This is a genomic window from Streptomyces sp. NBC_01471 (genome assembly GCF_041438865.1).
Classification (GTDB): domain Bacteria; phylum Actinomycetota; class Actinomycetes; order Streptomycetales; family Streptomycetaceae; genus Streptomyces.
Genome location: NZ_CP109450.1, coordinates 3,181,538 through 3,206,231, shown reverse-complemented (window position 1 = coordinate 3,206,231; position 24,694 = coordinate 3,181,538). Strand labels below are relative to the sequence as shown.

At 70.9% G+C, this 24,694-nt stretch carries 22 protein-coding genes and 1 pseudogene; 14 read left to right on the top strand and 9 right to left on the bottom strand.

The genetic code is table 11. The annotated features are described in order from the left end of the window. Nucleotides 1–59 precede the first annotated feature (59 nt). The gene (locus tag OG285_RS13910; protein WP_371791109.1) at nt 60–587 is read left to right on the top strand and encodes a hypothetical protein; all 528 of its coding nucleotides are present in this window, start codon (nt 60–62) and stop codon (nt 585–587) included. Here the strand turns inward: OG285_RS13910 and OG285_RS13905 are convergent. The 4 genes and pseudogenes from OG285_RS13905 to OG285_RS13890 form a co-directional block, all read right to left on the bottom strand. Further along, complete coding sequence (locus OG285_RS13905; protein ID WP_371791108.1) at nt 557–2,134, bottom strand: hypothetical protein; 1,578 nt, start codon at nt 2,132–2,134, stop codon at nt 557–559. The two genes, OG285_RS13910 and OG285_RS13905, sit on opposite strands and share 31 nt — an antisense overlap. Next, the gene (locus tag OG285_RS13900) at nt 2,131–4,224 is read right to left on the bottom strand and encodes a hypothetical protein (RefSeq protein WP_371791107.1); all 2,094 of its coding nucleotides are present in this window, start codon (nt 4,222–4,224) and stop codon (nt 2,131–2,133) included. Before OG285_RS13900 ends, OG285_RS13905 begins: the two co-directional genes overlap by 4 nt. 109 nt (nt 4,225–4,333) lie before the next feature. Next, a pseudogene (locus tag OG285_RS13895) lies at nt 4,334–4,842 on the bottom strand (nucleoside deaminase). A 55-nt stretch (nt 4,843–4,897) separates the two neighbouring features. Next, the gene (locus OG285_RS13890; RefSeq protein WP_371791106.1) at nt 4,898–5,326 is read right to left on the bottom strand and encodes a PLDc N-terminal domain-containing protein; all 429 of its coding nucleotides are present in this window, start codon (nt 5,324–5,326) and stop codon (nt 4,898–4,900) included. Between the two features lie 154 nt (nt 5,327–5,480). Here OG285_RS13890 and OG285_RS13885 point away from each other — a divergent pair, with 154 nt between their 5' ends. The 3 genes from OG285_RS13885 to OG285_RS13875 all read left to right on the top strand — a co-directional run bounded on the left by OG285_RS13885 (nt 5,481) and on the right by OG285_RS13875 (nt 8,606). Further along, the gene (locus OG285_RS13885) at nt 5,481–6,938 is read left to right on the top strand and encodes a menaquinone biosynthesis decarboxylase (RefSeq protein ID WP_328329898.1); all 1,458 of its coding nucleotides are present in this window, start codon (nt 5,481–5,483) and stop codon (nt 6,936–6,938) included. Continuing rightward, entirely contained in the window at nt 6,935–7,837 is a 903-nt protein-coding gene (mqnP, locus tag OG285_RS13880) for a menaquinone biosynthesis prenyltransferase MqnP (RefSeq protein WP_356835981.1), read from the top strand. The genes OG285_RS13885 and mqnP overlap by 4 nt, the downstream gene beginning before the upstream one ends. Before the next feature lie 70 nt (nt 7,838–7,907). Further along, entirely contained in the window at nt 7,908–8,606 is a 699-nt protein-coding gene (locus tag OG285_RS13875) for a UbiX family flavin prenyltransferase (protein ID WP_371793528.1), read from the top strand. Nucleotides 8,607–8,638: 32 nt separating this feature from the next. Here OG285_RS13875 and OG285_RS13870 read toward each other — a convergent pair whose 3' ends face one another. Continuing rightward, a complete protein-coding gene (locus tag OG285_RS13870; RefSeq protein ID WP_356836016.1) occupies nt 8,639–8,776 on the bottom strand; it encodes a hypothetical protein in 138 nt (45 codons plus the stop codon). A 97-nt stretch (nt 8,777–8,873) separates the two neighbouring features. Here OG285_RS13870 and OG285_RS13865 point away from each other — a divergent pair, with 97 nt between their 5' ends. From OG285_RS13865 to OG285_RS13840, 6 genes are all read left to right on the top strand, one after another. Beyond that, the gene (locus OG285_RS13865; protein ID WP_164259277.1) at nt 8,874–9,329 is read left to right on the top strand and encodes an Lrp/AsnC family transcriptional regulator; all 456 of its coding nucleotides are present in this window, start codon (nt 8,874–8,876) and stop codon (nt 9,327–9,329) included. 101 nt (nt 9,330–9,430) lie between these two features. After that, the gene (gene mqnE, locus OG285_RS13860; protein WP_356835983.1) at nt 9,431–10,609 is read left to right on the top strand and encodes an aminofutalosine synthase MqnE; all 1,179 of its coding nucleotides are present in this window, start codon (nt 9,431–9,433) and stop codon (nt 10,607–10,609) included. Nucleotides 10,610–10,679: 70 nt separating this feature from the next. After that, the gene (locus OG285_RS13855) at nt 10,680–11,204 is read left to right on the top strand and encodes an N-acetyltransferase family protein (protein WP_371791105.1); all 525 of its coding nucleotides are present in this window, start codon (nt 10,680–10,682) and stop codon (nt 11,202–11,204) included. A gap of 159 nt (nt 11,205–11,363) precedes the next feature. Then, nucleotides 11,364–11,618, top strand: a complete 255-nt coding sequence (locus tag OG285_RS13850; RefSeq protein WP_371793527.1) for a DUF4229 domain-containing protein — start codon at nt 11,364–11,366, stop codon at nt 11,616–11,618. Between the two features lie 407 nt (nt 11,619–12,025). After that, on the top strand, nt 12,026–13,423 hold the full coding sequence (locus tag OG285_RS13845) for a dicarboxylate/amino acid:cation symporter (RefSeq protein WP_371791104.1): 1,398 nt from the start codon (nt 12,026–12,028) through the stop codon (nt 13,421–13,423). Between the two features lie 165 nt (nt 13,424–13,588). Next, entirely contained in the window at nt 13,589–14,212 is a 624-nt protein-coding gene (locus tag OG285_RS13840; protein ID WP_356836012.1) for a TetR/AcrR family transcriptional regulator, read from the top strand. Here the strand turns inward: OG285_RS13840 and OG285_RS13835 are convergent. The 3 genes from OG285_RS13835 to OG285_RS13825 form a co-directional block, all read right to left on the bottom strand. Then, complete coding sequence (locus OG285_RS13835) at nt 14,172–15,056, bottom strand: MaoC/PaaZ C-terminal domain-containing protein (protein ID WP_371791103.1); 885 nt, start codon at nt 15,054–15,056, stop codon at nt 14,172–14,174. The two genes, OG285_RS13840 and OG285_RS13835, sit on opposite strands and share 41 nt — an antisense overlap. An 88-nt stretch (nt 15,057–15,144) precedes the next feature. After that, nucleotides 15,145–15,789 (bottom strand): dihydrofolate reductase family protein, encoded by a 645-nt coding sequence (locus OG285_RS13830; protein ID WP_356835993.1) that lies wholly within the window; start codon nt 15,787–15,789, stop codon nt 15,145–15,147. Between the two features lie 142 nt (nt 15,790–15,931). Beyond that, entirely contained in the window at nt 15,932–17,248 is a 1,317-nt protein-coding gene (locus OG285_RS13825; protein ID WP_371791102.1) for a 3-oxoacyl-ACP reductase, read from the bottom strand. Nucleotides 17,249–17,330: 82 nt separating this feature from the next. Between OG285_RS13825 and OG285_RS13820 the strand changes: the two genes are divergently transcribed. Together OG285_RS13820 and OG285_RS13815 are read left to right on the top strand one after the other, a co-directional pair. Next, nucleotides 17,331–18,593, top strand: a complete 1,263-nt coding sequence (locus OG285_RS13820; protein ID WP_371791101.1) for an acetyl-CoA C-acetyltransferase — start codon at nt 17,331–17,333, stop codon at nt 18,591–18,593. A 46-nt stretch (nt 18,594–18,639) separates the two neighbouring features. After that, nucleotides 18,640–20,598 carry a long-chain fatty acid--CoA ligase gene (locus tag OG285_RS13815; RefSeq protein WP_371791100.1) on the top strand — a complete coding sequence of 653 codons (1,959 nt, stop codon included), beginning with the start codon at nt 18,640–18,642 and terminating at the stop codon, nt 20,596–20,598. A 166-nt stretch (nt 20,599–20,764) separates the two neighbouring features. On the opposite strand, the gene OG285_RS13810 is transcribed toward OG285_RS13815, so the two are convergent. Beyond that, entirely contained in the window at nt 20,765–20,968 is a 204-nt protein-coding gene (locus tag OG285_RS13810) for a cold-shock protein (RefSeq protein ID WP_008738468.1), read from the bottom strand. A 377-nt stretch (nt 20,969–21,345) separates the two neighbouring features. Here OG285_RS13810 and OG285_RS13805 point away from each other — a divergent pair, with 377 nt between their 5' ends. Together OG285_RS13805 and OG285_RS13800 are read left to right on the top strand one after the other, a co-directional pair. Continuing rightward, a complete protein-coding gene (locus OG285_RS13805) occupies nt 21,346–22,158 on the top strand; it encodes a menaquinone biosynthesis protein (RefSeq protein WP_356836014.1) in 813 nt (270 codons plus the stop codon). A gap of 182 nt (nt 22,159–22,340) precedes the next feature. Next, nucleotides 22,341–24,584 (top strand): PQQ-binding-like beta-propeller repeat protein, encoded by a 2,244-nt coding sequence (locus OG285_RS13800; RefSeq protein WP_371791099.1) that lies wholly within the window; start codon nt 22,341–22,343, stop codon nt 24,582–24,584. The last annotated feature ends 110 nt before the right edge of the window (nt 24,585–24,694 follow it).

Below are 24,694 nucleotides of genomic sequence, written 5' to 3'. Positions count from 1 at the left end.
CGTCGGTGAACCGGCCCTCTTCCGGTGTGGAACACGCCTCCTGGGGCGAGGCTTGAACCATGACCGAGGCGATCGCACACGGCACGAGCACCAGCCACGGGGACACCCACACCCTGCGGTTCGCCCTCTTCCTGCCGTACGCGGCGGCCCGGGTGTGGGGTGAGGTGGCCACCCCGGTGGGGCTGGGGCAGTGGCTCGCCACCGCTGACGTCTTCGAGTCGCGGCTGGGCGGCCGGGTCACCCTGCGCGGGTCCGGCGTGTCCGACGCGCCGGTGGTGGCCTCCGGGACCGTCACCGCCTGGGACGGCGAGCAGGTCGCCGAGTACACCTTCGCCGGTGACGGCCGGATCCGGTTCCACCTGGAATCCGTCGGGGCCGAGGCGACCGTGGTGCGCTTCACCCATGAGTTCACCGGCCCCGACGACCGGAGGCCGGACGCGCTGGCCTGCTGGCACGAGCACTTCGAGCTGCTGCACGACGCCCTCGGCGGCCGCCCCCGGCTCCGGGCGGGCGGACCGGCCGGGAACCGGGAGCGGCGGCAGGAGCTGCGGTCCGCCTACCGGCCGCGCGGCGGCAGGCACTCCTGAGCCGGCGGCTTCTTCGTCTTGTCGGGCCAGGCGAGTTTCACGAACTCCTGGGTGCCCGTCTGCGTCAACTGCACTATGGCCACGGCCTTGTCGTACGGATTGCCGAAGTTGTCCAGGCAGATCCAGCCGCTCGCGCCGTTCACCCGCAGCGGCCCCTGGAGCTTCGACCAGACCGCGCCGACGTCCTCGATGTCCGGCAGGGTGCTGCTGCTCGCCCTGGCCCGCCTGATGCCGGTCACCGCGGTCGCCATCCCGTCGTACGCGATGATCGCCTGACCGTCGGCCAGCGAGTCGGTGCCGATGGGCCCGATCGGCCCGACGCCCCTGCCCGAAGCCGCGGCCACCGCGTCGGTGAAGGCCGTGTAGTCGGCCGGACTGCCGCCGGTCGCCGGCATGCCCGGGTCGGTCGCCTTCGACCAGGAGCCGGGGTGCGCGAGCGCGGCGTACTGGACGATGACCGGCTCCGCGCCCTTCTTGGGCTTCAGCGCCTGCTTGTTGAGCTTGGTGTCGTAGCCGAGGTACGAACCCTCGTCACCGGTGAGGATGGTGAACTTCGTCCGTACGCATATCCGGTTGCCCAGCGCGTTCACGAACTGCCGGAGCTGGGTGTGGCGGCCGGCGAAGAGGATCGTGTTCACCTGGCGGGCCGAGCAGATCGCGTCGGTGATCTGCGCGAAGGTGTTGGCGGTCGAGCCGTCCTCGGACTGGTCGGGCGGCGAGGTGTACACCCGGTCCTCGTACGGCGCGCCCGCCAGCATGCCGTTGAAGGCGGCCCGCAGCGTCTCCGTGTAGTGGTCGCCCGGGTGCGTGTCGCGCACCAGGAGCGTCCTCTTGGGGTCGATGTCGGCGAAGTTCTTCAGCGCGTCGGCCTCGTCCTTGTTGGTCGGCGAGACCCTTGCGAGCCCCGGGTACGGGATGCTCCTGGGGCCGTTGGAGATGTCGTCGGCCGTGATGGTGGTGCCGATCACCGGGATGTGGCTGCGGGTCAGCTCCTTCACCGCGTTGCGGGTGGCGTCGCTGCTGGTCGCCACGCCGGAGACCGCGCGCAGCTGATCCGGGGCGCCGGTCATGCCCTTGAGCTTCTCGACCGTCGCGGACCACTGACCGCTGCCGGCGCCGGTGTTGGCCAGGACCAGCCGGATCTTCGGTACCTGGTCGTTGTCGGCGTGGTTGGCGCGGTACTGCTCCACGAACGCGCCCTGCGCCTCGTGCAGCACCTTGTTCGCCATGTCGCTGTCCGTCGAGGTCAGCGGCAGCAGCAGGGCCACCGTCGCGTACTGTCCCTGCTTCAGCGTACTGTTCTCGCGGGCGATGGCCTGCGCCACGTCGTGCAGCGCGGGCCGCCCGAAGTCGTAACCGTCGCCGTTGACCCCTATGCACTCCGCGCCCTGCTCGGGACGCTCGACGCCCTTCGCGCAGTGCAGGTCCGGGGTGTAGAGGGCGTACGCGGCGATGCCCGCACCGGCGAGCAGCGCCAGGACCACCACCGAGGTGAGGATGCGCCGCAGACCCGTGTACCAGAAGAACTCGCGGAACCTGTTGCTCACGGCGTGACGCCCCCTGGGTCGCTAGCGGTACGGTCCGGGCTCCGCCACTCCCGGACGGCCGACGGCCAGGTCCTGGAGGCGTGCCAGAGCACTTCGTTGCCGGTCGGATGCAGCGCCGAGAGCTGGGCCAGCTCGTCGCCCATCTTCTCCGTGAGCCCTTCGTCGGGCAGCGCCAGCAGATCGGTCAACTGCCATACGCAGTACAGCAGTCGGCGGATGCGCAGATGGAAAACGCGGTCGACGCCCGCCGGCGGCCGCTGCTCGGAGTCGGTCCGCCCCAGCGCCACCGCGCGCCGTATGTCGCGCTCCGCGAAGTGCGGCGCCGACGCGATGAAGCGCAGTTCGTCGAGCCAGGCGGCTGCTTCCGCGTCCCGGAAGGTGTCCCGCAGGTGGGCGACGGCGTTCTCGGTGTCACCGAGCGCCAGCTCGTGGTGGAGGCGGCGCGGGGCCAGCCCGGAGCAGTGGTCGCGCATCGTCTCCTGGACCTCGCGCCAGAGCTCCGAGGCGGACGAGGCCTCACCGGTGGGGTGGCGCAGCCGGTGCAGCAGCAGGGTGCGCAGGAACGGGTCGCCGACGAAGTGGTCGGGTGCGGCCGGCCAGCACTCGTCGGCCAGCAGATCGCGCATCGGCAGGACACCGGCCCGGCCGCCGTCGTGGTCGAGCCGGGCGGCGGCGAGCACTTCGGCGTCGGCCGTGCTGTGCGCGGCGGCCAGCACGGCGAGCCGGTCGAGCCTGGCGGGGTGCACCAGCTGCTGGAGCAGCTCGGTCGCGGTCGGACGTCCCGGCTCGTCCTCGCGCAGCGCGACGGGCCGCGACAGCAGCGCGCCCGGGGTGAGGTCCTCGGGGCCGTCGCCGACCGGCACGGTGGGCCCGGCCAGCTGGGCGGCCTGCCCGGCGGCCTTCGTCAGCAGGGCCACCCCGAGCGGGCGCCCGCCGGTCAGCCGGTGGATGGAGCGGGCCAGCAGTGGCGGGGTGCGCATCCCCGGGTCCTCGCGGTCGAGCAGCTGGCTCACGTGCTCCGGGCCCAGCTCCGTCAGCTCCACGGTGAGCGCACCCGACGCGACCTCGGTGCCCCGCGTCCAGGGCGTGGAGTGGGTGACCTCCGGCAGCAGGCACCGCTCGGCGGAGTGCAGCGCCGGGTGGTCGTCACCGCGCAGCGTGGCGATGAAGACGACCTGGTCGAGCCGGCCCGCGGCGCGGTCGCGCAGCACCGGCTCAAGCAGCCTGCGGCCCAGCGGCGCCTGGACGTTGTCGAGCAGCACCAGCGGCCTGCCGACCCGGCGCAGCCGCCCCATCCCCTGGTAGGCGGCCCGCAGATCGGCGCGGAGCGCGCCCACGAGGTGCCGCTCGGCGAGCGCGCGGGCGTCGCTGTCGCGCTGCCGGTGGAACTGCAGGGCCAGCAGATTCAGCCCGCGCTTCGCCTGGCCGCCCGCGCCCGGGTACTCCCCGTACCAGTTGGCGGCGGCGCGCTGGCCCCGGTCGAAGAGGTCTTCGAGCAGGGACTCGACGGTGGTCTCCACGATGACGTCGAGGCCGGGCGGCGCACCCGTCCACAGTGCGGCGAACTTCGCCGTGATCTTGACGAGCCAGCCCTTGCCCAGACCCTTGAGCCGCGCCCCCGACTCGACGAGCATGCCGAGCCGCAGCGCCTCGTCGTGCACCTGCTGGCTGTTGTTCGGGTCCCACCCGGTGGAGGCGATGGCCATCAGACCGGCGGCCAGCCGGGGGAACTCGATGGCTCCGGCGCCCCGCACGGCCGGACCCAGCTGCTCCCCGAGGACGGAGAGCGCCTCGGTGACCGGCGACCAGAAGGGGGCGCGCCGGTGCCCGGACGGGAGCGCCGCGAAGTCCGGGTGCTCGCAGTCGATGAACGCGACGGGGGTGCGGCCGCGGTAGTTGGTGCGGAGCTGCTTGAGCACGACGGTCTTGCCCATGCCGCGTCCGCCGGTCAGGACGGTCACCGGCAGGTCCTCCCGGTGACCGCCGAACGCCTCGACGGGCGTCTGCTGGAACCCGTGCGGAGGCAGGCCGATGAGCCGTGGTGCGAGACCGTGGAGGAGACCGCCCCGTGCGTACAACTCCCTTTCCACAGCACCTCCCGCGCCGGCGTGCGCAGATGTCACTGCGTCAACGGCAGCTTACCGAGCGGAGGTTGGGAGCGGCATAGGCTTTCGGGCGCCGGAAAGCGGACGGCGCGCCTCACTGCCCGCCGGTGTGCCCGGCGGTGTCCTCGCCGATGTCCTCGTTCCACAACTCCGGGTTGCCCGCGATGAAGTCCCGCATCAGAGCGGTGCATTCGGCGTCGTCCAGCACCACGACCCGCACTCCGTGCTCCGCCAGCCAGTCGTGGCCGCCGTGGAAGGTGGCCGCCTCACCGACCACCAGCCGGGAGATCCCGACTGCCGGACCAGGCCGCTGCAGTACCAGCAGGGGGAGAGCGTGGTGACCATGGTGGTGCCCCGGTACGACCGCTGCCGCCCCGCGGCACGGAAGGCGGAGGTCTCGGCGTGCGTCGACGGGTCGCCGTCCTGGACCCGCCGGTTGTGCCCGCGGCCCAGCAGTGTGCCGTCCGCGCCGTACAGTGCGGCCCCGATCGGGATGCCGCCCTCCGCGAGCCCGGCCCGCGCCTCGGCGACCGCCGTGGCCAGCCACCGCCGCGCCGTCGTGCGGTCCGGAGCGTTCTGATCCGCGGCCGTGTGCCTGTCCATGTCCCTGCCCGTCTTCCACGCCACTGTCCGGCCGGCCCCGTTCGTCAGTGGGCTCTCAGGTCGCGTCCTCGCCGCTCTCGCGGCGGCGCAGCTCGTTCTCGCGGCGGCGCAGGTCCGCCTCCCAGTCCTTGAGCCGCGACTCGTCCTCCGGGTCCTCCGCCGTGTTCCCGGCCGCGTTCTGGGCCTCGTTGTCCGCACGCAGGCCGGCGAGGAACTCCGGATTGTCGTCCGGCGCCGTCCAGGCGGCCCGCCCGTCGCGCCGCCGCCCGGCGGGCCCGGCACCCGCGCCGCCCGGCCCGCGCCGATTCCGGCCCGCGACGATCCAGGCCACCGGGCCGACGAGCACCTCGCCGAAGAGCAGGATGATGAGGACCCACACGACCTTGGGCAGGCCGCGGACCTCTTCCTCCGGCGTGTTCAGGCAGTCGATGAAGGCGTAGATCCACAGCGCCAGGACCAGCAGGAAGGGCAGATACCTGAGCATGGGCGTACGTTCCCCCAGGGAATGGCTGCGGGACGTCCGCAACGTCCCGATGACGGCCACAGGGTAGCGGTCGGACCCCCGCCGCCGCGCAGCCGAGACCGGTCGGCACATGGCGGACACCGGCCGCACCGCCGGGGATGACAGACTGGACCGCATGGCTTACGACGATCTTCGCTCGCTGCTCAGGGCGCTGGAGCGCGACGGCGACCTCAAGCGCATCAAGGTCGAGGTCGACCCCCATCTGGAGGTCGGGGAGATCGTCGACCGCGTCAACAAGGCGGGCGGCCCGGCCCTGCTCTTCGAGAACGTCAAGGGTGCGTCGATGCCCCTGGCGATGAACGTCTTCGGCACCGACCGGCGGCTGCTCAAGGCCCTCGGCCTCAGCTCGTACGACGAGATCAGCGACCGGATCGGCGGGCTGCTCAAGCCCGAGCTGCCGCAGGGCTTCGTCGGGGTACGGGAAGCCTTCGGCAAGCTCGGCACGATGGTCCACGTACCGCCGAAGAAGGTGAAGCCCGAGGCCGCCCCCGTCCAGGAGGTCGTGCTGACCGGGGACGACGTCGACCTCGACCGGCTCCCGGCGCTCTTCACCTGGCCCGAGGACGGCGGCTCCTTCTTCAACCTGGGGCTCACGCACACCAAGCACCCCGAGACCGGCATCCGCAACCTCGGGCTCTACCGGCTCCAGCGCCACGACAAGCGCACCATCGGGATGCACTGGCAGATCCACAAGGACAGCCGCAACCACTACGCGGTGGCCGCGAGGAAGGGTGAGCGGCTGCCCGTCGCCATCGCCTTCGGCGCGCCGCCCGCCGTGACGTACGCCTCCACGGCCCCGCTCCCCGAGGACATCGACGAGTACCTGTTCGCGGGCTTCGTGCAGGGCAAGCGGATCGAGATGGTCGACTGCAGGACGGTCCCGCTCCAGGTCCCCGCCCAGGCCGAAGTCGTCCTGGAGGGCTGGCTGGAGCCCGGTGAGACGCTGCCCGAGGGCCCGTTCGGCGACCACACCGGCTTCTACACGCCGCAGGAACCGTTCCCCGCACTGACGATCGACTGCGTCACGATGCGCCGCCGTCCGCTGCTCCAGTCGATCGTCGTCGGCCGCCCGCCGACGGAGGACGGCCCGCTGGGCCGGGCGACGGAACGGTTCTTCCTGCCGCTGCTCAAGATCATCATTCCGGACATCGTGGACTACCACCTGCCCGAGTCGGGCGGCTTCCACAACTGCGCGATCGTCTCGATCGACAAGAAGTACCCGAAGCACGCCCAGAAGGTGATGCACGCGGTCTGGGGCGCCCACATGATGTCGCTCACCAAACTGATCGTCGTGGTGGACGCCGACTGCGATGTGCACGATCTGCACGAGGTGTCCTGGCGGGCCCTCGGCAACACCGACTACGCACGTGACCTGACCGTCGCCGAAGGCCCGGTCGACCATCTCGACCACGCCTCCTACCAGCAGTTCTGGGGTGGCAAGGCCGGTATCGACGCGACCCGGAAGTGGCCCGAGGAGGGCTACACGCGGGACGGCGGCTGGCCCGAGATGGTGCGGTCCGACCCTGCTGTCGCCGACCGGGTGACGAAGCGCTGGAAGGAGTACGGCCTGTGAGCGCATCCGCCGCCGCGCTGCCGCAACCGGGCAGGACCAAGGCGTTCCTCCGCCTGGTGATGATCGAGCACTCGGTCTTCGCGCTGCCCTTCGCGTACATCGCCGCGCTGACCGCGATGTACCGGCTGGACGGCAACATCCACTGGGGGCGGCTGCTCCTGGTGACCGTCGCGATGGTCGGCCTCCGCACCTTCGCGATGGCCTGCAACCGCATCATCGACCGGGAGATCGACGCCCGGAACCCGCGCACCGCCTCCCGCGAACTGGTCACCGGCGCCGTCTCGGTGAAGTCGGCCTGGACGGGCGCGCTGGTCGCTGTCGTCGTCTTCCTCGGTGCGGCGGCCGCGCTGAACCCGCTCTGCCTGGCGCTCGCGCCCATCGCCGTCATCCCGATGGTGGTCTATCCGTACGGGAAGCGCTTCACCAACTTCCCGCACGCGATCCTCGGTCTGGCCCAGGCGATCGGCCCGGTCGGCGCCTGGCTCGCGATCACCGGGCAGTGGTCCTGGGAAGCGGTCATCCTCGGCCTCGCGGTCGGTATCTGGATCGGCGGCTTCGACCTGATCTTCGGCTGCCAGGACGTCCAGGCGGACCGCGCCCACGGTGTGAAGTCGGTGCCCGCCCGCTTCGGTATCCCGGCCGCCCTGTACGGCGCCCGCGCCTGCCACGCGGTGACGACGGCCCTGCTGGTCTGGTACGCGGTCGCGACGGACGCCGGGGTGTTCTTCTGGGCCGGTCTGGTGATCGTCGCGGTGGCCTTCGTCTACGAGCACAACGTCGTGAAGCCGCACGACCTGTCCCGGCTGAACCGCGCCTTCTTCTCGGTCAACGGCTTCATCGGGATCGCCCTGTTCGTGTGCGCCCTGATCGATCTGCTGGTGCGGGGTCTGACGGTGTGACCGCCGTCCGACCCGCCTCCCGTCTCCGGCAGGCCGGCCGGGCCCGGATAGGCTCGGACACGTGGAGCGCGTGAATGTACACAGTCAGCAGCAGCGGCGGCCGTGGATCGTCGGGGTCTCCGGGGCGTCCGGTACGCCGTACGCGGCGGCCGTGCTCCGCGGACTGCTCGACGCGGGCGAGGCCGTCGATCTGGTGGTCAGCCGCTCGTCGCGGCTGACCCTGCTGGACGAGACCGGGATCGCCTTCCGCGACGCGCACTGGCAGGAGGACCTGCGGGCCTGGCTCGCCAGGGGCGCCGACGGGAAGCCGGACACCTTCGCGGTGGACCCGGCTCTCTTCGCGGACGGAACCGGAGCCGTACGGCACTGGGCCGCCGGGGATCTGGCCGCCGGGCCGTCATCCGGTTCGTACCCGGTCAAGGGGATGCTCGTCGTCCCGGCGTCCACCGCCTGTGTGGCCGGGGTCGCTCTCGGACTCTCGAAGGATCTGCTCCAGCGGGCGGCGAGCGTGACGCTCAAGGAGCGGCGCCCGCTGGTGGTCGCGGTGCGGGAGACCCCGCTCAACGGTCAGACGCTGCGCCACCTGGTGTCCCTGGACGAGGCGGGCGCCGTGGTGCTGCCCGCCTCTCCGGCGTTCTACGCGGGGGCGACGCACATCCAGGACCTGGTGGACTTCGTCGCGGGCCGGGCGCTCGACGCGGCGGGGGTGCCGCACACCCTGTACCGCCGCTGGGAGGGAGAGCTCGGTGGCTCCCGCAAGGACGGCTAGGACTCCGCGCCGGTTACGGAACCGGCGGGCGGTCAGTGCTTCTTGGCGTGCCGCTTCGTACGGCGGGCCGGGGCTGCGGTGGCGAGCCGCTGGTCACGCGAACGGTTGGCCTGATCCTGCAGCTCGCGCATGCGGGCGTAGGCCATCTCGATCGTGTACACGGTGAACATCACTCCTGATGGAAGATTCGCAGGGCTTTTTCCCTGCGCGCCTTAGATTCTATACGTAAACTCGCGATATTGCTGAACAATGGAAGGCTTCAACAGTATGGACGCGGTGGACAGGCAGCTCATCCAGGCGCTGCGGGAGAACGGCAGGGCCTCCTACGCCGAGCTCGGCCGGCTCGTCGGGCTCTCCGGGCCAAGCGTCACCGACCGCATCAACCGCCTGGAGGCGGCCGGTGTGATCACCGGTTACCGCGCCACCGTCGACGCCAAGTCCCTCGGCCTCGGGGTGACCGCCCTCATCGGGATCTCGCTCTCGGACGCCGCCGACCACGAGGACGTCGCCCACCGGCTCAAGGACCTGGCCGAGATCGAGGACGCCTGGTTCATCGCGGGCGACGACTCGTACATGCTCAAGGTCAGGGTCGACGACGTGGACGGCCTGGAGCGCACGATCCGCAGGCTCAGCGGCACCCGGGGCGTCTCCCGCACCCGCACCACGATCGTGCTCTCCACCAAGTGGGAGAACCGCGTCGGAGAGCTGCCCGAGCCGAGCTGACCGGGCCGACGGCACCGGGTGCCAGCCGGGTCCCGGCGCCCCGCGGGCGGGGGAGTACGGTTGGCTGGTTGTTTACGTACGCATATGGGAGGCGGCCGCACATGACTGCGTCGATCAACGATGTAGGCCTCAAGCGCGAGATCGAGGCGAAGGTCCGGGCCGGTGAGCGGCTGACCCGCGAGGACGGCGTCGCGCTCTACGAGACGGACGACCTGGCCTGGCTCGGCGGCCTCGCCCACGAGGTGCGTACGCGCAAGAACGGCGACGTCGTCCACTTCAACGTCAACCGGCACCTCAACATGACCAACGTGTGCACCGCCTCGTGCGCCTACTGCTCGTTCCAGCGCAAGCCGGGCGAGAAGGACGCGTACACGATGCGTATCGAGGAGGCCGTCCGCCTCGCCAAGGCGATGGAGGGCGACAACCTCACCGAGCTGCACATCGTCAACGGCCTCCACCCGACGCTGCCCTGGCGGTACTACCCCCGCTCGCTCAGCGCGCTGAAGGAAGCCCTCCCGCAGGTCGCCCTCAAGGCGTTCACCGCCACCGAGATCCACCACTTCGAGACGATCTCCGGGCTCTCCGCATCGGAGATCCTGGACGAGCTGATCGAGGCCGGCCTCGAATCGCTGACCGGTGGCGGCGCCGAGATCTTCGACTGGGAGGTCCGGCAGCACATCGTCGACCACGCCACCCACTGGGAGGACTGGTCGCGCATCCACCGCCTCGCCCACGAGAAGGGTCTGAAGACCCCGGCGACGATGCTGTACGGCCACATCGAGGAGCCGCGCCACCGCGTGGACCACGTCCTGCGGCTGCGTGAACTCCAGGACGAGACCGGCGGCTTCCAGGTCTTCATCCCGCTGCGCTACCAGCACGACTTCGTGGACATGAAGGACGGCAAGATCCGCAACAAGCTCCAGGTGCGGACCACGATGGCGACCGGCGCCGAGGCGCTGAAGACCTTCGCGGTCTCCCGGCTGCTCTTCGACAACGTCCCGCACGTGAAGGTCTTCTGGCCGATGCACGGTGTCCAGACCTCGCAGCTCGCGCTCCAGCACGGCGCCGACGACATGGACGGCTCGGTGGTCGAGTACAAGATCACCCACGACGCCGACAACTACGGCACGCCGAACAAGCTCGGCCGCGAGGACCTGCTCGAACTCATCCGGGACGCGGGCTTCCGCCCGGTCGAGCGCAACACGCAGTACGAGATCGTCCGCGAGTTCGACGGCCCGGACCCGGCCCGCCGTGACGCCCCGCAGCCGATGCGTTTCTGACCGCCACGGCCCCTTCGCCCGACGGAACCCCGGCCACCGCCGGGGTTCCGTGCTTTTCTACGCTGGTCGTATGAGCCTCACGTTTGAACTGGACCCGCGGGCGGACGCCCGGCTGCGGGACGAAGTGGTCGCGCTCTGGACGGATGTGTCGAACGCCGGCGGCGCCGTCGGTTTCGCCCCGCCGGTCACCTCCGACGACATCCGCCCGGAACTGATCAAGCACCTGACCTCGATGACCGAGGGCCGTGTCCGCCTGCTGGTCGGCCGCGACGAGGGCGGCACGGTCGCCGCCACCGCGTTCCTCACGCTCAACACGCACCGGCTGATGCGCCACTGGATCTGGCTCTACACGGTGATGGTCCACCCCTCCCACCAGGGCAAGGGCTACGGACGCGACCTGATGGCCGCGGCGGCGGACGCCGCCCGCACCCTCGACGGCATCGAGGCCATCCGCCTCACCTGCCGGGGCGGCACCGGAGTGGACCGGTTCTACGAGTCGTGCGGCTACAAGGAAGTGGGCCGGGTACCGGACGCGATCCGGGTAGCTCCCGGCGACGACCGCGACGACATCATGATGTATCTGCCGCTGCTCTGACCCCGGTGCGCCGCACCCCCACCCCGGCCGGGGTGATCACAAGTGGGGCGTGCTTCACTTGTCGGGCAGGTCCAGATGCACCAGTGACCATCGGTACGGAGAGAAGAGGCCCCAGCCGTGTCTGTAGCCAACCCGGGCGCCACGATTCGCTACACCGCGATGCGGATCGTCATCTTCATGGGATCCCTGGTCTTCTGCGCGGTCCTCGTCCACTTCGGCATCATCCCCAAGGGGCTCGGCGGCTCCAACTTCATCTGGACGATCCTGCTGGCGCTGGTCATCTCCGCGCCGCTCAGCTTCGTCCTGCTGCGCAAGCAGCGCGACAAGATGTCCGAGCAGCTGATCAACAAGGTCGATCGCGCCAAGGTCAGGCTGGAGGCCAGCCGCACGCAGGAGGACGGCCTCACCCAGTAGGCACCGTCCGCCGAGTGCGCCGAGCAGGCGGCACGGCTGTCCCAAGGTGCGGGCAGGCACCGTAAGTTACGTCACACACGCCGGGAACCCCGGGCCGGAGCGAGCCGCTCCAGCGCCGGGGTCCCGGCGTTTTCGCGTACTGCCACGCCGCTGCCCCAAAGAACTGCTTTGAGGCACCCAAAGCCAGAGTGTTAATGTGTTCGACATGAAGACAGCCGTGCGCCCGCATCCCAAGAGCCCCGCGCTCGTGGAGCGCCTGCATGTCGATCTCTGCCGCTGCATGTCCGCGGCCTGTCGCCGCGTCTGATCGGCCTCATGCGGCGGCGCCCCCACGTGCTGGGCGCCGCGCCCCCATTCCCCCGTGTTCGGTACCGAGCACACAGCTGCGTCCTCACCGGAGTGTCCCCATGTCCGCAGGTCCTGCGAGTCCCGAGAGCCCCGAGAGTTCCACGGTGAACTCCACCGGCAGTCCCAGCGCCGGTCCCGCGAAGTCCCGAATATCCGACAAGTTCCCGTTCTGGGCCCAGATCATCGCCGGTCTGGTCCTCGGTGTCCTGCTCGGCTGGCTGGCCCGCAGCCAGGACATCAGCTGGCTCAAGTCCACGCTGGAGCACGTCGGCGACATCTTCATCCAGCTGCTGAAGCTGGCGGTCGCCCCGCTCGTCTTCTTCGCGATCCTGGTGTCGATCACCAATCTGCGCAAGGTCAACAACGCCGCCCGGCTGGCGACCCGTACGGTCATGTGGTTCATGATCACGTCGCTGATCGCGGTCGTCATCGGCCTCGCGATCGGTCTCATCACCAACCCCGGCGCGGGCACCGGCCTCACGCCGAAGGACGGCAAGGCGCCCGACGGGTCCGGCTCCTGGATCGACTTCCTGACCGGCATCGTGCCGAAGGACATCATCACGCCGTTCACTCAGCTGAACGTCCTCCAGATCGTCTTCATGGCCGCCGTCGCCGGTATCGCCGCGCTCCAGCTCGGCCAGAAGGCGGAGCCGATCCTCAAGATCAGCGAGGCCGTACTCGAACTGCTCCAGAAGGCCCTGTGGTGGGTCATCCGCCTCGCGCCGCTGGGCACCATCGGTCTGATCGGCTTCGCCATCGCGGACTACGGCTGGGACCTGATCGGCAAGTACGCGACCTTCACCGCCGACATCTACGTCGGTTGCGCGCTGGTGCTGTTCGTCGTCTACCCGGTGCTGCTCGCGACGGTTGCCAAGGTCAACCCGCTGCAGTTCTTCAAGGGCGCCTGGCCCGCGATCCAGCTGGGCTTCGTCTCCCGCTCCTCGGTCGGCACCATGCCGGTCACCCAGCGGGTCACCGAGCGCCTCGGTGTGCCGAAGGAGTACGCCTCGTTCGCGGTGCCGTTCGGCTCGACCACCAAGATGGACGGCTGCGCCTCGATCTACCCGGCGATCGCCGCGATCTTCATCGCGCAGATCTTCGACGTGCACCTCGGCATTCAGGACTACATCCTGATCGCCTTCGTCTCGGTCATCGGCTCGGCGGCCACCGCCGGACTGACCGGCGCGACCGTGATGCTGACGCTGACCCTCTCCACGCTGGGCCTGCCGCTGGAGGGCGTGGGTCTGCTGATGGCGATCGACCCGATCCTGGACATGATGCGCACCGCGACGAACGTCGCCGGCCAGGCCCTGATCCCGGTCATCGTCTCGGCCCGCGAGAAGATCCTGGACCTCGACGCGTTCAACTCCGCTTCGGCCTCCCCGGTCGACGAGCGCGAGGTGCGTGCCGCCGACGCCGAGCAGGAGCAGGAGCAGCCGGTCCCGGTCGCGGCCTGACAGCCGTCCGGCGGTTGCCCGTCATCGCTTGATCGTTCACTTCACGGCTCCGGCCCCTCCTCCGTACGACGGAGAGGGGCCGGAGCCGTACCCTTGCCAGGTGCGGACCAACTGGCTGGAGGGGACTCTGAGGTGAGTGCAGTCAAGGCGGCCAAGGCCAAGCGGATGCCGAGGGCGGTGCGCGAGCAGCAGATGATGGACGCTGCCGTGCGGACGTTCGGCCGGCGCGGGTACCGGGCCGCCTCGATGGACGAGATCGCCGAACTGGCGGGCGTGTCGAAGCCCCTGGTCTATCTCTACCTGAACTCCAAGGAAGAGCTCTTCACCGCGTGCATCCGCCGCGAGGCCCAGTCCCTGGTCGCCGCGGTACGGGCCGGGGTGGACCCCGCCGACCCCGCGGACCGGCAGCTGTGGCACGGCGTCGGCGCCTTCTTCGAGCACACCGCGGGCCATCCGGACGGCTGGAACGTCCTGCACCACCAGGCCCGTACGCACGGGGAGCCGTTCGCCGCCGAAGTCACCGCGATGCGCGACGAGATCGTGAACTTCGTGACGGGCCTGATCGCCGCCGCGGCCCGCGAGGCGCACCGCGACCCGGCGCTGCCCGACGGTGATGTGGCGGGCCTCGCCCAGGCGTTGGTGGGCGCCGCGGAATCCCTCGCCGGCTGGGCGAACGCGAAGCCCGGCGTCTCGGCCAAGGAGGCCGCGTCGACGCTGATGAACTTCGCCTGGGCGGGCCTGGAGAACCTTATGAACGGGGAGCGCTGGGCGCCGTCACCTCGCCCGTGAGGTGGACCCGTTCCGCTCCGTCACGTCCCCGGCTCCGCACCTCGAAGCGACCCGCCCCGGCGGCGTAGGTCACGGTCCCCGGCAGCAGCACCGGCGCACCGAACGCGATCCGTACGTGGACGTCCTCCGGGGTCCCGGCCGCCGCCAGACAGCGGGCGGCCGTCCACATGCCGTGCGCGATGGCGCGCGGGAAGCCGAAGAGCTTCGCGGTCAGCGGGGAGAGGTGGATCGGGTTGCGGTCACCGGAGGCGGCGCCGTAACGCCGCCCCAGTCCGGCGGGGAGCTCCCAGGTGGCGGTGGTGGCCGCGCCGAGGACGTGGCCCGTGGCCCGCGGCGGTGCGCCCGCCGTTCGGGCTGCCCCGCCCTCGGGCACCGGGTGCCGGGCCAGATACGTACTCCGGGACTCCCAGACCAGCTCCCCCGCGAGCCGGGCCTCGGTCACCATGACGACTTCGGTACCGCGCCGGTGCGCCCGCAACCCAGCCGCGTGGACGGCCAGTTCGGGTGTGTCGCCCGCACGCAGGGCCTGCCGCTGGGTGATCTCGATGCCGGTATGGACGAGCCCGAGCACCGGCAGCGGGAAGGCCCGCGCCGTCATCAGCCGCATGGCCTGCGGAAAGCCGAGGACATGCGGATACGTCAGGGGAAGCGGGCCGGCCCGGTCGAAGCCGCAGACCCGGGCGTACGAGGCGAGACGCCCGGGATCGATCCGCACCCCGGCCCGCACCAGCCGGTCCGTGGGCAGCGGCGCCTCGGCCGACACGGCGCGCTTGAAGGGCGAGGTCACCGCACCGCGCACCATCGAGGGCAGCAGGCCGGGGGAGTGCGTGGGGCGGTCACTCATGGTCCGGCTCCCTGATCCGTAAGGTATTTACTCTTGAGTAAGGTTACCTATGGGTCAGGTCGTGGTCGAGGTGTCGGGGGCCGTCCCGTCACTTCCGCCAGAACAGGTGGTGCGTCACGCCGCTCGGACTCGGCACCACGTCGAGGTGGAACCGGTCGCGCAGCTCGTCGGGGGAGTCCCAGAGCCGGAGCCCGGACCCGTACGTCACCGGTGACACGGTCACGTGCAGGGTGTCCACGAGGTCGGCGTCGAGGAACTGGCGGATCGTGGAGACCCCGCCGCCGAGTCGGACGTCCTTGCCCTGTGCCGCTTCCCGCGCCTGGTCCAGGACCGTGGCGGGATCGGCGTCGACGAAGTGGAACGTGGTGTCGGAGAGCGTGAACGAAGGGCGCTCGTGGTGGGTCAGGACGAACACCGGCGTGTGGAAAGGAGGTTCGTCGCCCCACCAGCCGCGCCACTCGTGGTTCTCCCACGGCCCGCGCTGCGGTCCGAACTTGTTGCGGCCCATGATCTCGGCGCCGATGTTGTGCGGGTAGTCCCGCGTCAGGTAGTCGTCCAGCCCCCGGCTCCCGCCGGGGGCTGTGCGCATCGGCCAGCTCGCCGTGGCACCGGCCCAGGCGAACAGCCGCGCGGGCTCGACATGGCCGAAGGGGTGTTCCAGCGTCTGGTCCTCGCCAGCGCCGATTCCGTCGCTCGATACGTTGAAGTTCTGTACACGCAGTAGCTGGGTCATCCGTGCCTCTCATCGCCGCCGGGGCTGCCATGGTGCCGTGCCGGGTTGCGGCAGCAGGGGTGAGACTCGCGCGGACGGAGAAACTCATCGGCGTCGGCGGGATCCGGCAGTGGACCCGTCGACGGACCCCGCAGCGCCCCCCTCAGGCCCCCAGCAGGCTCTGGCCGCAGACCCGGACGACCTGGCCGTTCACCCCGCCCGACCCCGGGCTCGCGAGCCACGCCGTCGTCTCCGCGACATCCACCGGCAGGCCGCCCTGGCCCAGGGAGTTCATGCGCCTCCCCGCCTCGCGGATGAGGAGCGGGACGGCGGCCGTCATCTTCGTCTCGATGAATCCGGGGGCCACCGCGTTCAGCGTGATGCCCCGTTCCGCGAGCCGGGGGGCCAGCGTCCGGACCAGGCCGATGATGCCCGCCTTGCTGGCCGCGTAGTTGGTCTGGCCGGTGTTGCCCGCGATCCCGGCGATCGACGCCGTGGCGACGATCCGGCCGCCCGGTCGCAGGGTGCCCGACTCCAGCAGGGCGTCCGTCGTCCGCAGCACGCTGTCCAGGTTCACGTCGAGCACGCTCGCCCACCGGTCGGCCGCCATGTTGGCGAGGCGGCGGTCACGGGTGATGCCCGCGTTGTGGACCAGGATGTCCAGACCGTCGGGGAGCGCGGCGGCGATCCGGTCCGCCGCGTCGGGGACGGTGATGTCCAGGGGCAGGGCCGTTCCGCCGAGCGATTCGGCCGTACGGGCCAACTCGGCCCGGGACTGCGGCACATCCAGGCAGACCACCTTCGCCCCGTCCCGGGTGAGGGTCGCCGCGACCGAGGCGCCGATACCGCGCGCGGAGCCGGTGACCAGCGCCGTGCGGCCGGCGAGCGGCAGGTCCCAGCTCTCCGGGGCCGCCGGTTCGGTGTCCGTGACCTCGATGACCTGCCCGCTCACGTACGCGGACCTCGGCGACAGCAGGAACCGCAGCGTCGACTCGGCCGCCGTCGCGGAGACCGTCCTGACCAGCTGGGCCGTGCGGCCCCGGCCGATCTCCTTGCCCAGTGACCGCACGAAACCCTCCAGCGCCTGCTGCGCCGCCGCCTGGTGGTGATCGTCGCGGGAGAGCGGGGCGCCCAGCACCACGACCCGGCCGCCCGGGGTGAGCGACCGTACGACGGGATGCAGCGCGCCGTGCACCTCCGCGAGTCCCGCGACGGTGGTGACCCCGGTCGCGTCCAGCACCACGCCTGCGGGCCGTTCGCCCGCCGCCGGGTCGCCGGTGACCGTGAGGCCGGTGCGGGCGAGCACGCCGGCCAGGCCCGCCAGCGGGGTCCCACCCGCTGTTCTGTGCAGCAAGGAGCCTTCGAGGCGCGGGTGTTCGGCCGACCAGCGGCGCAGCTCAGCCGGTTGCGGCAGGCCCAGCCTGCCGGTCAGGAAACGGCCGGGTGCTGTGCCGGTGAAGTGCAGATAGCGATCGGCCATTGTCCAGACTCCTTGCGTCGTCGTAGATTTACTCTTGAGTAAGGTTACTCAAGAGTCAGGAGCTGGTCGAGATGATGCCGGAATGACGCCGCGCATGATCCCCCTCAAGGTCGCCGTGGTCGGCGGCAGCCGCATTCCGTTCGCGCGCGCGGACGGCCCGTACGCCACCGTGTCCAACCAGTCCATGCTGACGGCGGCACTCGACGGACTGGTCGAGCGGTACGGCCTGGCGGGCGAGCGGGTCGGTGAGTTCGTCGCGGGCGCGGTCCTCAAGCACAGTCGCGACTTCAACCTCGCCCGGGAGACGGTCCTCGGTTCGCGTCTCGACCCGCGCACACCCGCGTACGACATCCAGCAGGCCTGCGGTACGGGCCTCCAGGCCGTCATCGCCGCCGCCAACAAGATCGCGCTCGGCGCCATCGACTCGGCGGTCGCCGGCGGTTCGGACACCGCGAGCGACGCGCCTCTCGGCGTCAACGACGAGCTGCGGAAGATCCTCCTCGACGCGCGCCGGGCCACGTCGGTGAGCGGGCGGCTCAAGGCGCTCTCCCGCGTACGCCCCGGCCACCTCGTCCCGGACATCCCGCGCAACGCCGAGCCCCGCACCGGGCTCTCGATGGGGGAGCACGCGGCGCGCACCGCCCGCGAGTGGGACATCGGCCGCGCCGAGCAAGACGCGCTGGCCGCCACCAGTCACCAGCGGCTGGCCGCCGCGTACGAACGCGGCTTCTTCCAGGACCTGGTGACGCCCTTCCACGGCCTGGACCGGGACCAGAACCTGCGCCCCGGCTCCACCGTGGAGAAACTCGCCACGCTGAAGCCGGTGTTCGGCGCCGGGGAGCCCGGCGCGACCATGACGGCGGGCAACTCGACCCCGCTCACCGACGGCGCGGCGACCGTGCTGCTGGCGAGCGAGGAGTGGGCGCGCGAGCGCGGACTCGAACCGCTGGCGTATCTGACGCTGTACGAGACGGCGGCCGTCGACTACGTCAACGGCCCCGACGGGCTGCTGATGGCGCCCGCGTACGCCGTCCCCCGCATGCTGGAGCGCGCCGGCCTCACCCTGGACGACTTCGACCTCGTCGAGGTCCACGAGGCGTTCGCCTCCCAGGTGCTGGCCACGCTGGCCGCCTGGGAGAAGCAGGGACTCGCCCCGGTCGACCGGACGAAGCTCAACGTCGCGGGCTCCTCGCTCGCGACCGGCCATCCCTTCGCGGCGACCGGTGCCCGCATCGTCGCCACCCTGGCCAAGCTGCTCGCGGAGCGGGAGGCTCCCGGGCGGGGGCTGATCTCCCTCTGCGCTGCGGGCGGCCAGGGCGTGACGGCGGTGCTCGAACGCCCCTGACCGGCGCCGGACCCGCCGGTCAGGACCCGGAGACCTGACGTACCTGATGTACCACGACATCCGGAGACCTGACGTACCACGACATGAGGAGCCGCAAGTGACCGTGTCAGTACAGCAGTTGGAACCGCACAAGCGGCGCGTGGACGGGACGGTACGGGAGGTCTCCGTACCGGCGCTGGTCCGGCCCGTCGAGCAGGGATCGCTCGCCGACATCCCCTTCGACAACGCCCACCAGGCGCCCGACGAGCCGGTCCTCAGCAGAAAGCAGCCGGACGGGCGCTGGACCGACGTCTCGTCCATGGAGTTCGCCGCCGAGGTGCAGGCCGTCGCCAAGGGGCTGATCTCGGCGGGCCTGGCGGCGGGCGACCGTATCGCGATCATGGCGAGGACCACCTACGAGTGGACCCTCCTCGACTTCGCCTCCTGGGCGGCCGGCCTCATCACCGTCCCGGTCTACCCCACGTCCTCCGCCTTCCAGGCCCGCTGGATCCTCCAGGACTCCGGCGCGGTCGCCTGCGCCGTGGAGAACAAGGAGCAGGCCCGGCTGATCAGTGTGGAGCGCCGCCAGCTGCCCGCCCTGGCGCACCTGTGGGAGTTCGACACCGGCGCGATCGGCGTCCTGAAGGACATGGGCCGGGACGTACCCGACGAGGCGGTGGCCGAACGCCGGGCCGGGCGCTCGCCGTCCTCCGTCGCCACCCTGATCTACACCTCGGGCACCACGGGCCGGCCCAAGGGCTGCGTCCTCACCCACGCCAACTTCTTCGCCGAGGTGGACAACGCGGTCGAGCTGCTGCACCCGGTCTTCAGGTCGGTGAGCAGGGACCCGGCGTCGACGCTGCTCTTCCTGCCGCTCTCCCATGTGTTCGGCCGCATGGTGGCGATCGGCTGCATGCGGGCCCGGGTGCGCCTCGGGCACGCGCCCAGCATCAGGACGGAGGACCTCCTGGCGGACCTCGCCGGGTTCCGTCCGACGTTCCTGCTGGCGATCCCGTACGTCCTGGAGAAGGTCTACAACACCGGCCGCGCCACCGCCGAGAAGATGGGCCGGGCCGCCTCCTTCGACCGCGCGGCGGGGATCGCGCAGCGGTACGGGGAGGCGCTGGAGGCCGTCGAGCACGGCACCGGATCCGGGCCGGGGCTCGGGCTGCGGCTGGCCCACGCGGTGTACGACCCGCTGGTCTACCGGCGGATCCGGGCGGCGCTCGGCGGCCGGGTGAAGTACGCGATCTGCGGCGGCTCGCCGCTCGGCCACCGCCTCGCGGCGTTCTACGCGGGCGCCGGAATCGAGATCTTCGAGGGGTACGGCCTCACCGAGACGACGGCCGCAGCGACGGTCACCCCGCCGCTGCGGCCACGGCTCGGCACGGTCGGCTGGCCGCTGCCCGGCACGGCTGTCCGGATCGCGGACGACGGCGAGGTGCTGCTCAGCGGCGGCCAGGTCTTCAGCGGCTACTGGGACGGGCGGGGCGGCGGCGCGGGCGCCGGGCAGCACGCGGGCAGCGCCGGGCTCGGCTCCGGCCAGTGGTTCGCGACCGGCGACGTGGGCGCGCTGGACGAGGACGGCTACCTCACGATCACCGGCCGCAAGAAGGACCTCATCATCACGTCGGGCGGCAAGAACGTGGCGCCCGCGCCCCTGGAGGACTGGCTGCGGGCGCACCCGCTGGTCGGCCAGTGCATGGTGGTCGGCGACAACCGCAGCTATGTCACGGCCCTGATCACGCTGGAGCCGGACGGCCTCGCGCACTGGCGCCGGATGCGGAAGAAGACGGGTGTCCCGATGCGGGAACTCGTCGAGGACGAGGAGTTGCGCGGAGCTCTCCAGCGGGCGGTCGACGAGGCGAACCGGCTGGTGTCACGGGCCGAGTCGATCCGGAAGTTCACGGTCCTCCCGGTGGACTTCACGGAGGAGAGCGGGCATCTGACACCGTCGCTGAAGCTGAAGCGGGCGACGATAGCCAAGGACTTCGAGGAGCAGATCGAGGAGCTGTACCGGCGGTGACCGAGGCGCTGTACCGGCGGTGACGGGCAGTGGGCGGTCCGTGACCGGTGGCTGACCACCAAGACCGGATGCCGGAAAAGGCAGGAGCCCCCTCCCGTACGCGAACGTACGGGAGGGGGCTCCTTGGGTGGTGCTATCCCGACCGCGATCCGATCGGCCCGGGCAACTAGGCCGGGGTGACGTTCTCCGCCTGCGGACCCTTCGGGCCCTGCGTGACGTCGAAGTTCACGAGCTGGTTCTCCTCAAGCGAGCGGAAACCAGACGCGTTGATCGCGGAATAGTGGACGAAGACATCCGGGCCGCCGCCGTCCTGGGCGATGAAGCCGAAGCCCTTTTCAGCGTTGAACCACTTGACGGTTCCGGTAGCCATAAGCCCTCCTTGGGCCAAAGGGTTGCCCTGCTCCAGAACCTGCTAAGAAGTCTGAAAACTACAAAAGCCTGCGGGTCACATGCTCCGCAGGCTCTGTACTGCAAGGGAAACCAAACTGCAACTTGCGGCGAGCCTAGCACGCGCCCGCGCGCACGCGATAGGAGGTGAAGATCACTTCACCCGGACGTTTGGACGCGGTGCGTCAGGCTGACGGACCACCCTGCGTTTCCCGGCGTACAACGCGGGTCTAGCCTCACGATGTGGACAATTCATACGCCGAACAGGCCACCGCATCCGTCACCGGACACGCCTCCGGAAGCGCCCCCGCACACGCCGCCGAAGCCGACCACCGTCGCAGCCGGCCCCGTGTCGGGCACATTCAGTTCCTGAACTGTCTCCCGCTCTACTGGGGGCTGGCGCGCACCGGCACCCTGCTCGATCTGGAGCTGACCAAGGACACCCCCGAGAAGCTCAGCGAACAGCTGGTCCGGGGCGATCTGGACATCGCGCCCGTCACCCTCGTCGAGTTCCTCAAGAACGCCGACGACCTCGTGGCCTTCCCCGACCTGGCGGTCGGCTGCGACGGCCCGGTGATGTCCTGCGTGATCGTCTCCAAGAAGCCGCTGGAGCAGCTCGACGGGGCGCGGGTGGCACTCGGCTCCACCTCGCGCACCTCCGTACGGCTGGCGCAGCTCCTGCTGGCCGAGCGGTACGAGGTCGCGCCCGACTACTACCGCTGCCCGCCCGACCTCGGCGTGATGATGCAGGAGGCCGACGCGGCCGTCCTCATCGGTGACGCGGCGCTGCGTGCCGCACTGCACGACGCCCCCAAGCTCGGCCTTCAGGTCCACGACCTGGGCCAGATGTGGAAGGAGTGGACGGGCCTGCCGTTCGTCTTCGCGGTCTGGGCCGCCCGCAAGGACTACGCCGCCCGCGAGCCCGAGGTGGTGAAGGCGGTCCACGAGGCGTTCCTGTCGTCCCGCGACGTATCGCTGGAGGAGGTCACCAAGGTCGCCGAGCAGGCATCGCACTGGGAGGTCTTCGACGCGGAGCTGCTGGAGCGCTACTTCACGACGCTGGACTTCCGCTTCGGCGCCGACCAGCTGGAAGGCGTCAAGGAGTTCGCACGACGGGTCGGCTCCACGACGGGCTTCCCTTCGGACGTGCACGTCGAACTGCTCGGCTCCTGAGGGCTGCTGGGTTCCTGAGGGATGCCGGCTGACGGGGCCACGGAGCCGGAACCGGCCGGCCCCCTCCGGCTCCCGCGAACCGGCCCCTCGTGCCGGCCCCTTGGGCGTACGCCGTCACACAGCACTCTCTATGGTGTCGGAGGCACCGTGCCTGACGAGCAGACACCCTAAGGACCGCTGATATGGACCCGTTGCAGCCGGACGACCCCCGAACGCTGGGAAATTACCGGCTGTTGGGCCGGCTCGGCGCGGGCGGAATGGGCCGGGTGTACCTGGCGCGCTCACCCGGCGGGCGGACCGTCGCGGTGAAGGTGGTACGCCAGGACCTCGCCGCGGACCCGGCGTTCAGCGAACGGTTCCGCCACGAGGTGGACATGGCCCGGCGGGTCTCGGGCCGCTACACCGCACCGGTGGTCGACGCGGCCCCCGACGACCCGCTGCCCTGGCTGGCGACGGCGTACGTACTCGGCCCGGACCTCACGGACGTCGTCGGCGCCCACGGGGCCCTGCCCGAGCACACCGTACGGGCACTCGGCGCCGGCCTCGCCGGGGCGCTCCAGGAGGTCCACGCGGCCGGGCTGATACACCGCGACCTCAAGCCGTCCAACGTGCTGCTCGCCGCGGACGGTCCACGCGTCATCGACTTCGGCATCGCGCGCGCGGTGGACGGAAACCGTATGACGCAGACGGGAGTTGTGGTCGGCTCACCCGGTTTCATGCCGCCGGAGCAGGCGCTCGGGCAGGACGTGGGGACGGCCGGAGACGTGTTCTCGCTGGGCGTGGTCCTCGCCTTCGCGGCGACCGGGCGCAATGTGTTCGGTGACGCGATCGCTCCGGCCGCGATGCTCTACCAGGTGGTGCACGCCGAGCCGGATCTGACGGGCGTCCCCCAGATGCTGACCGGCCTGATCCGCGCCTGCCTGTCCAAGGAGCCGGCGCAGCGCCCGAGCCCGGCGGAGATCCTCCAGTCGCTCGATCCGGGGAACACCGGCGAGGTCTTCGCGGACTGGCTCCCCTCGGCGGTCTCGTCGACGATCGCCACCCACGCCTCGCGCATCCTGGACCTCGAAACCCCGGCGGGGGGCAGCACCCCGCTCCCGGAGTTCCCGGCGGCGGCCCCGGTCTCCTCGGTGCCCGGCGCCTACGGCCCGGCGCCGACCGCTCTGAACACCCCGGGCGCCGCGTCCCCGGGCACCCCCACCGGCGCGGCGGTCAAGCCTTCGCGCCGGCGCTTCCTGGGCATGGCGGCGGGCGGCGTCGCGGGGGTCGCGGTCGTGGGAGGCGGCGCCGCGTGGCTGCTGGCCGGCGGGGACGGCGCGTCCTCCGACGCGAAGACCAAGAAGGACCAGCCGAAGCCGGAGGTCTTCAAGACCCCGCCGAACGGCATGGCTCCCCGGCCGCTCTGGCACGTCAAGGCGGCCCATCTCACGCGCAACTACGGTGAACCGCCCACCGCGTTCGGCGATGTCTTCGTGGTCGTCGGCACCACCACCGCCGGCTACGACGTCAAGACGGGCAAGCAGCGCTGGGCGAGGAAGGGCCTGGCCGCAGCCAGCGACAAGGCGACGGTCTCGGGCCACACGCTGTATCTCCCGGGCCAGCAGTACGACGGCACGATCGTCGGCTACGACATCCGTACGGGCAAGGAGAGCTGGCGCACCAGGCTGGACGGGAGGATGCGCGCGAGCGTCCACGTGGCAGCCGTCGACGCCACCCGGATCTACGCCATCGCCGACCTGGTCGGCGGCGACGCGGCCACGCAGCTCAACAACATCGTCGCCATCGACATCCGTACGCGCAAGGTGCTCTGGAGCGAGCAGCGGGACGCGGGCACGCAGCAGTACGTCGAGCTGAACGTGGGCGGCGGATGCCTGGCGTACACGCACGGTTCGGGGAACGACGCCAAGTACAACCTGACCGTCCGGGACGCCAAGGGCGGCCATCAGCTGTGGAACCGGAAGATCGCCGACGACGAGGTCAAGCCCACCGTCTTCGGGGGCATGATCTACGTGGGCGGCCCCGGCGATCTGCGCGCGGTGGACCTCAGGACCGGCAACGACCGGTGGACACTCCCCGCCAGTGGCCGCCGGGGCTTCCGCAGGCCGTCGGTGCTCGGCGGGGTCCTGTACGTCATGGACTACGACGGCGGCGTCTGGGCGGTCGACCCCAGGACCGGCAGGAAGCGCTGGATGGAGGATCTCGGCAGCCGCCCCTTCGGCGACCAGATGGTGCGCGCCGGCGACTCGCTGTACATCGCCTCGGTCTTCGACAAGGGCGGCATCTACGCGCTGAACGCCCGGTCCGGCACGTACCGCTGGGACTACAACGACGGTGTGTCGGACAACGGCGAGTGGGAGATCACCCGGGCCGGCAACAGGCTGCTGGTGGCGCACTCGGACGAGCTGTACGCCCTCCCGGCGGTGTGAGGCCTCGGTGTGACGGGCCCCGGGATGTGATGGGCCCCGGGATGTGACGGCCCGGGGTGTGAAGGGGCCCGCTGTGACGCGCGAGGGCGTCCTGCGGCGAAGCCGTCGGG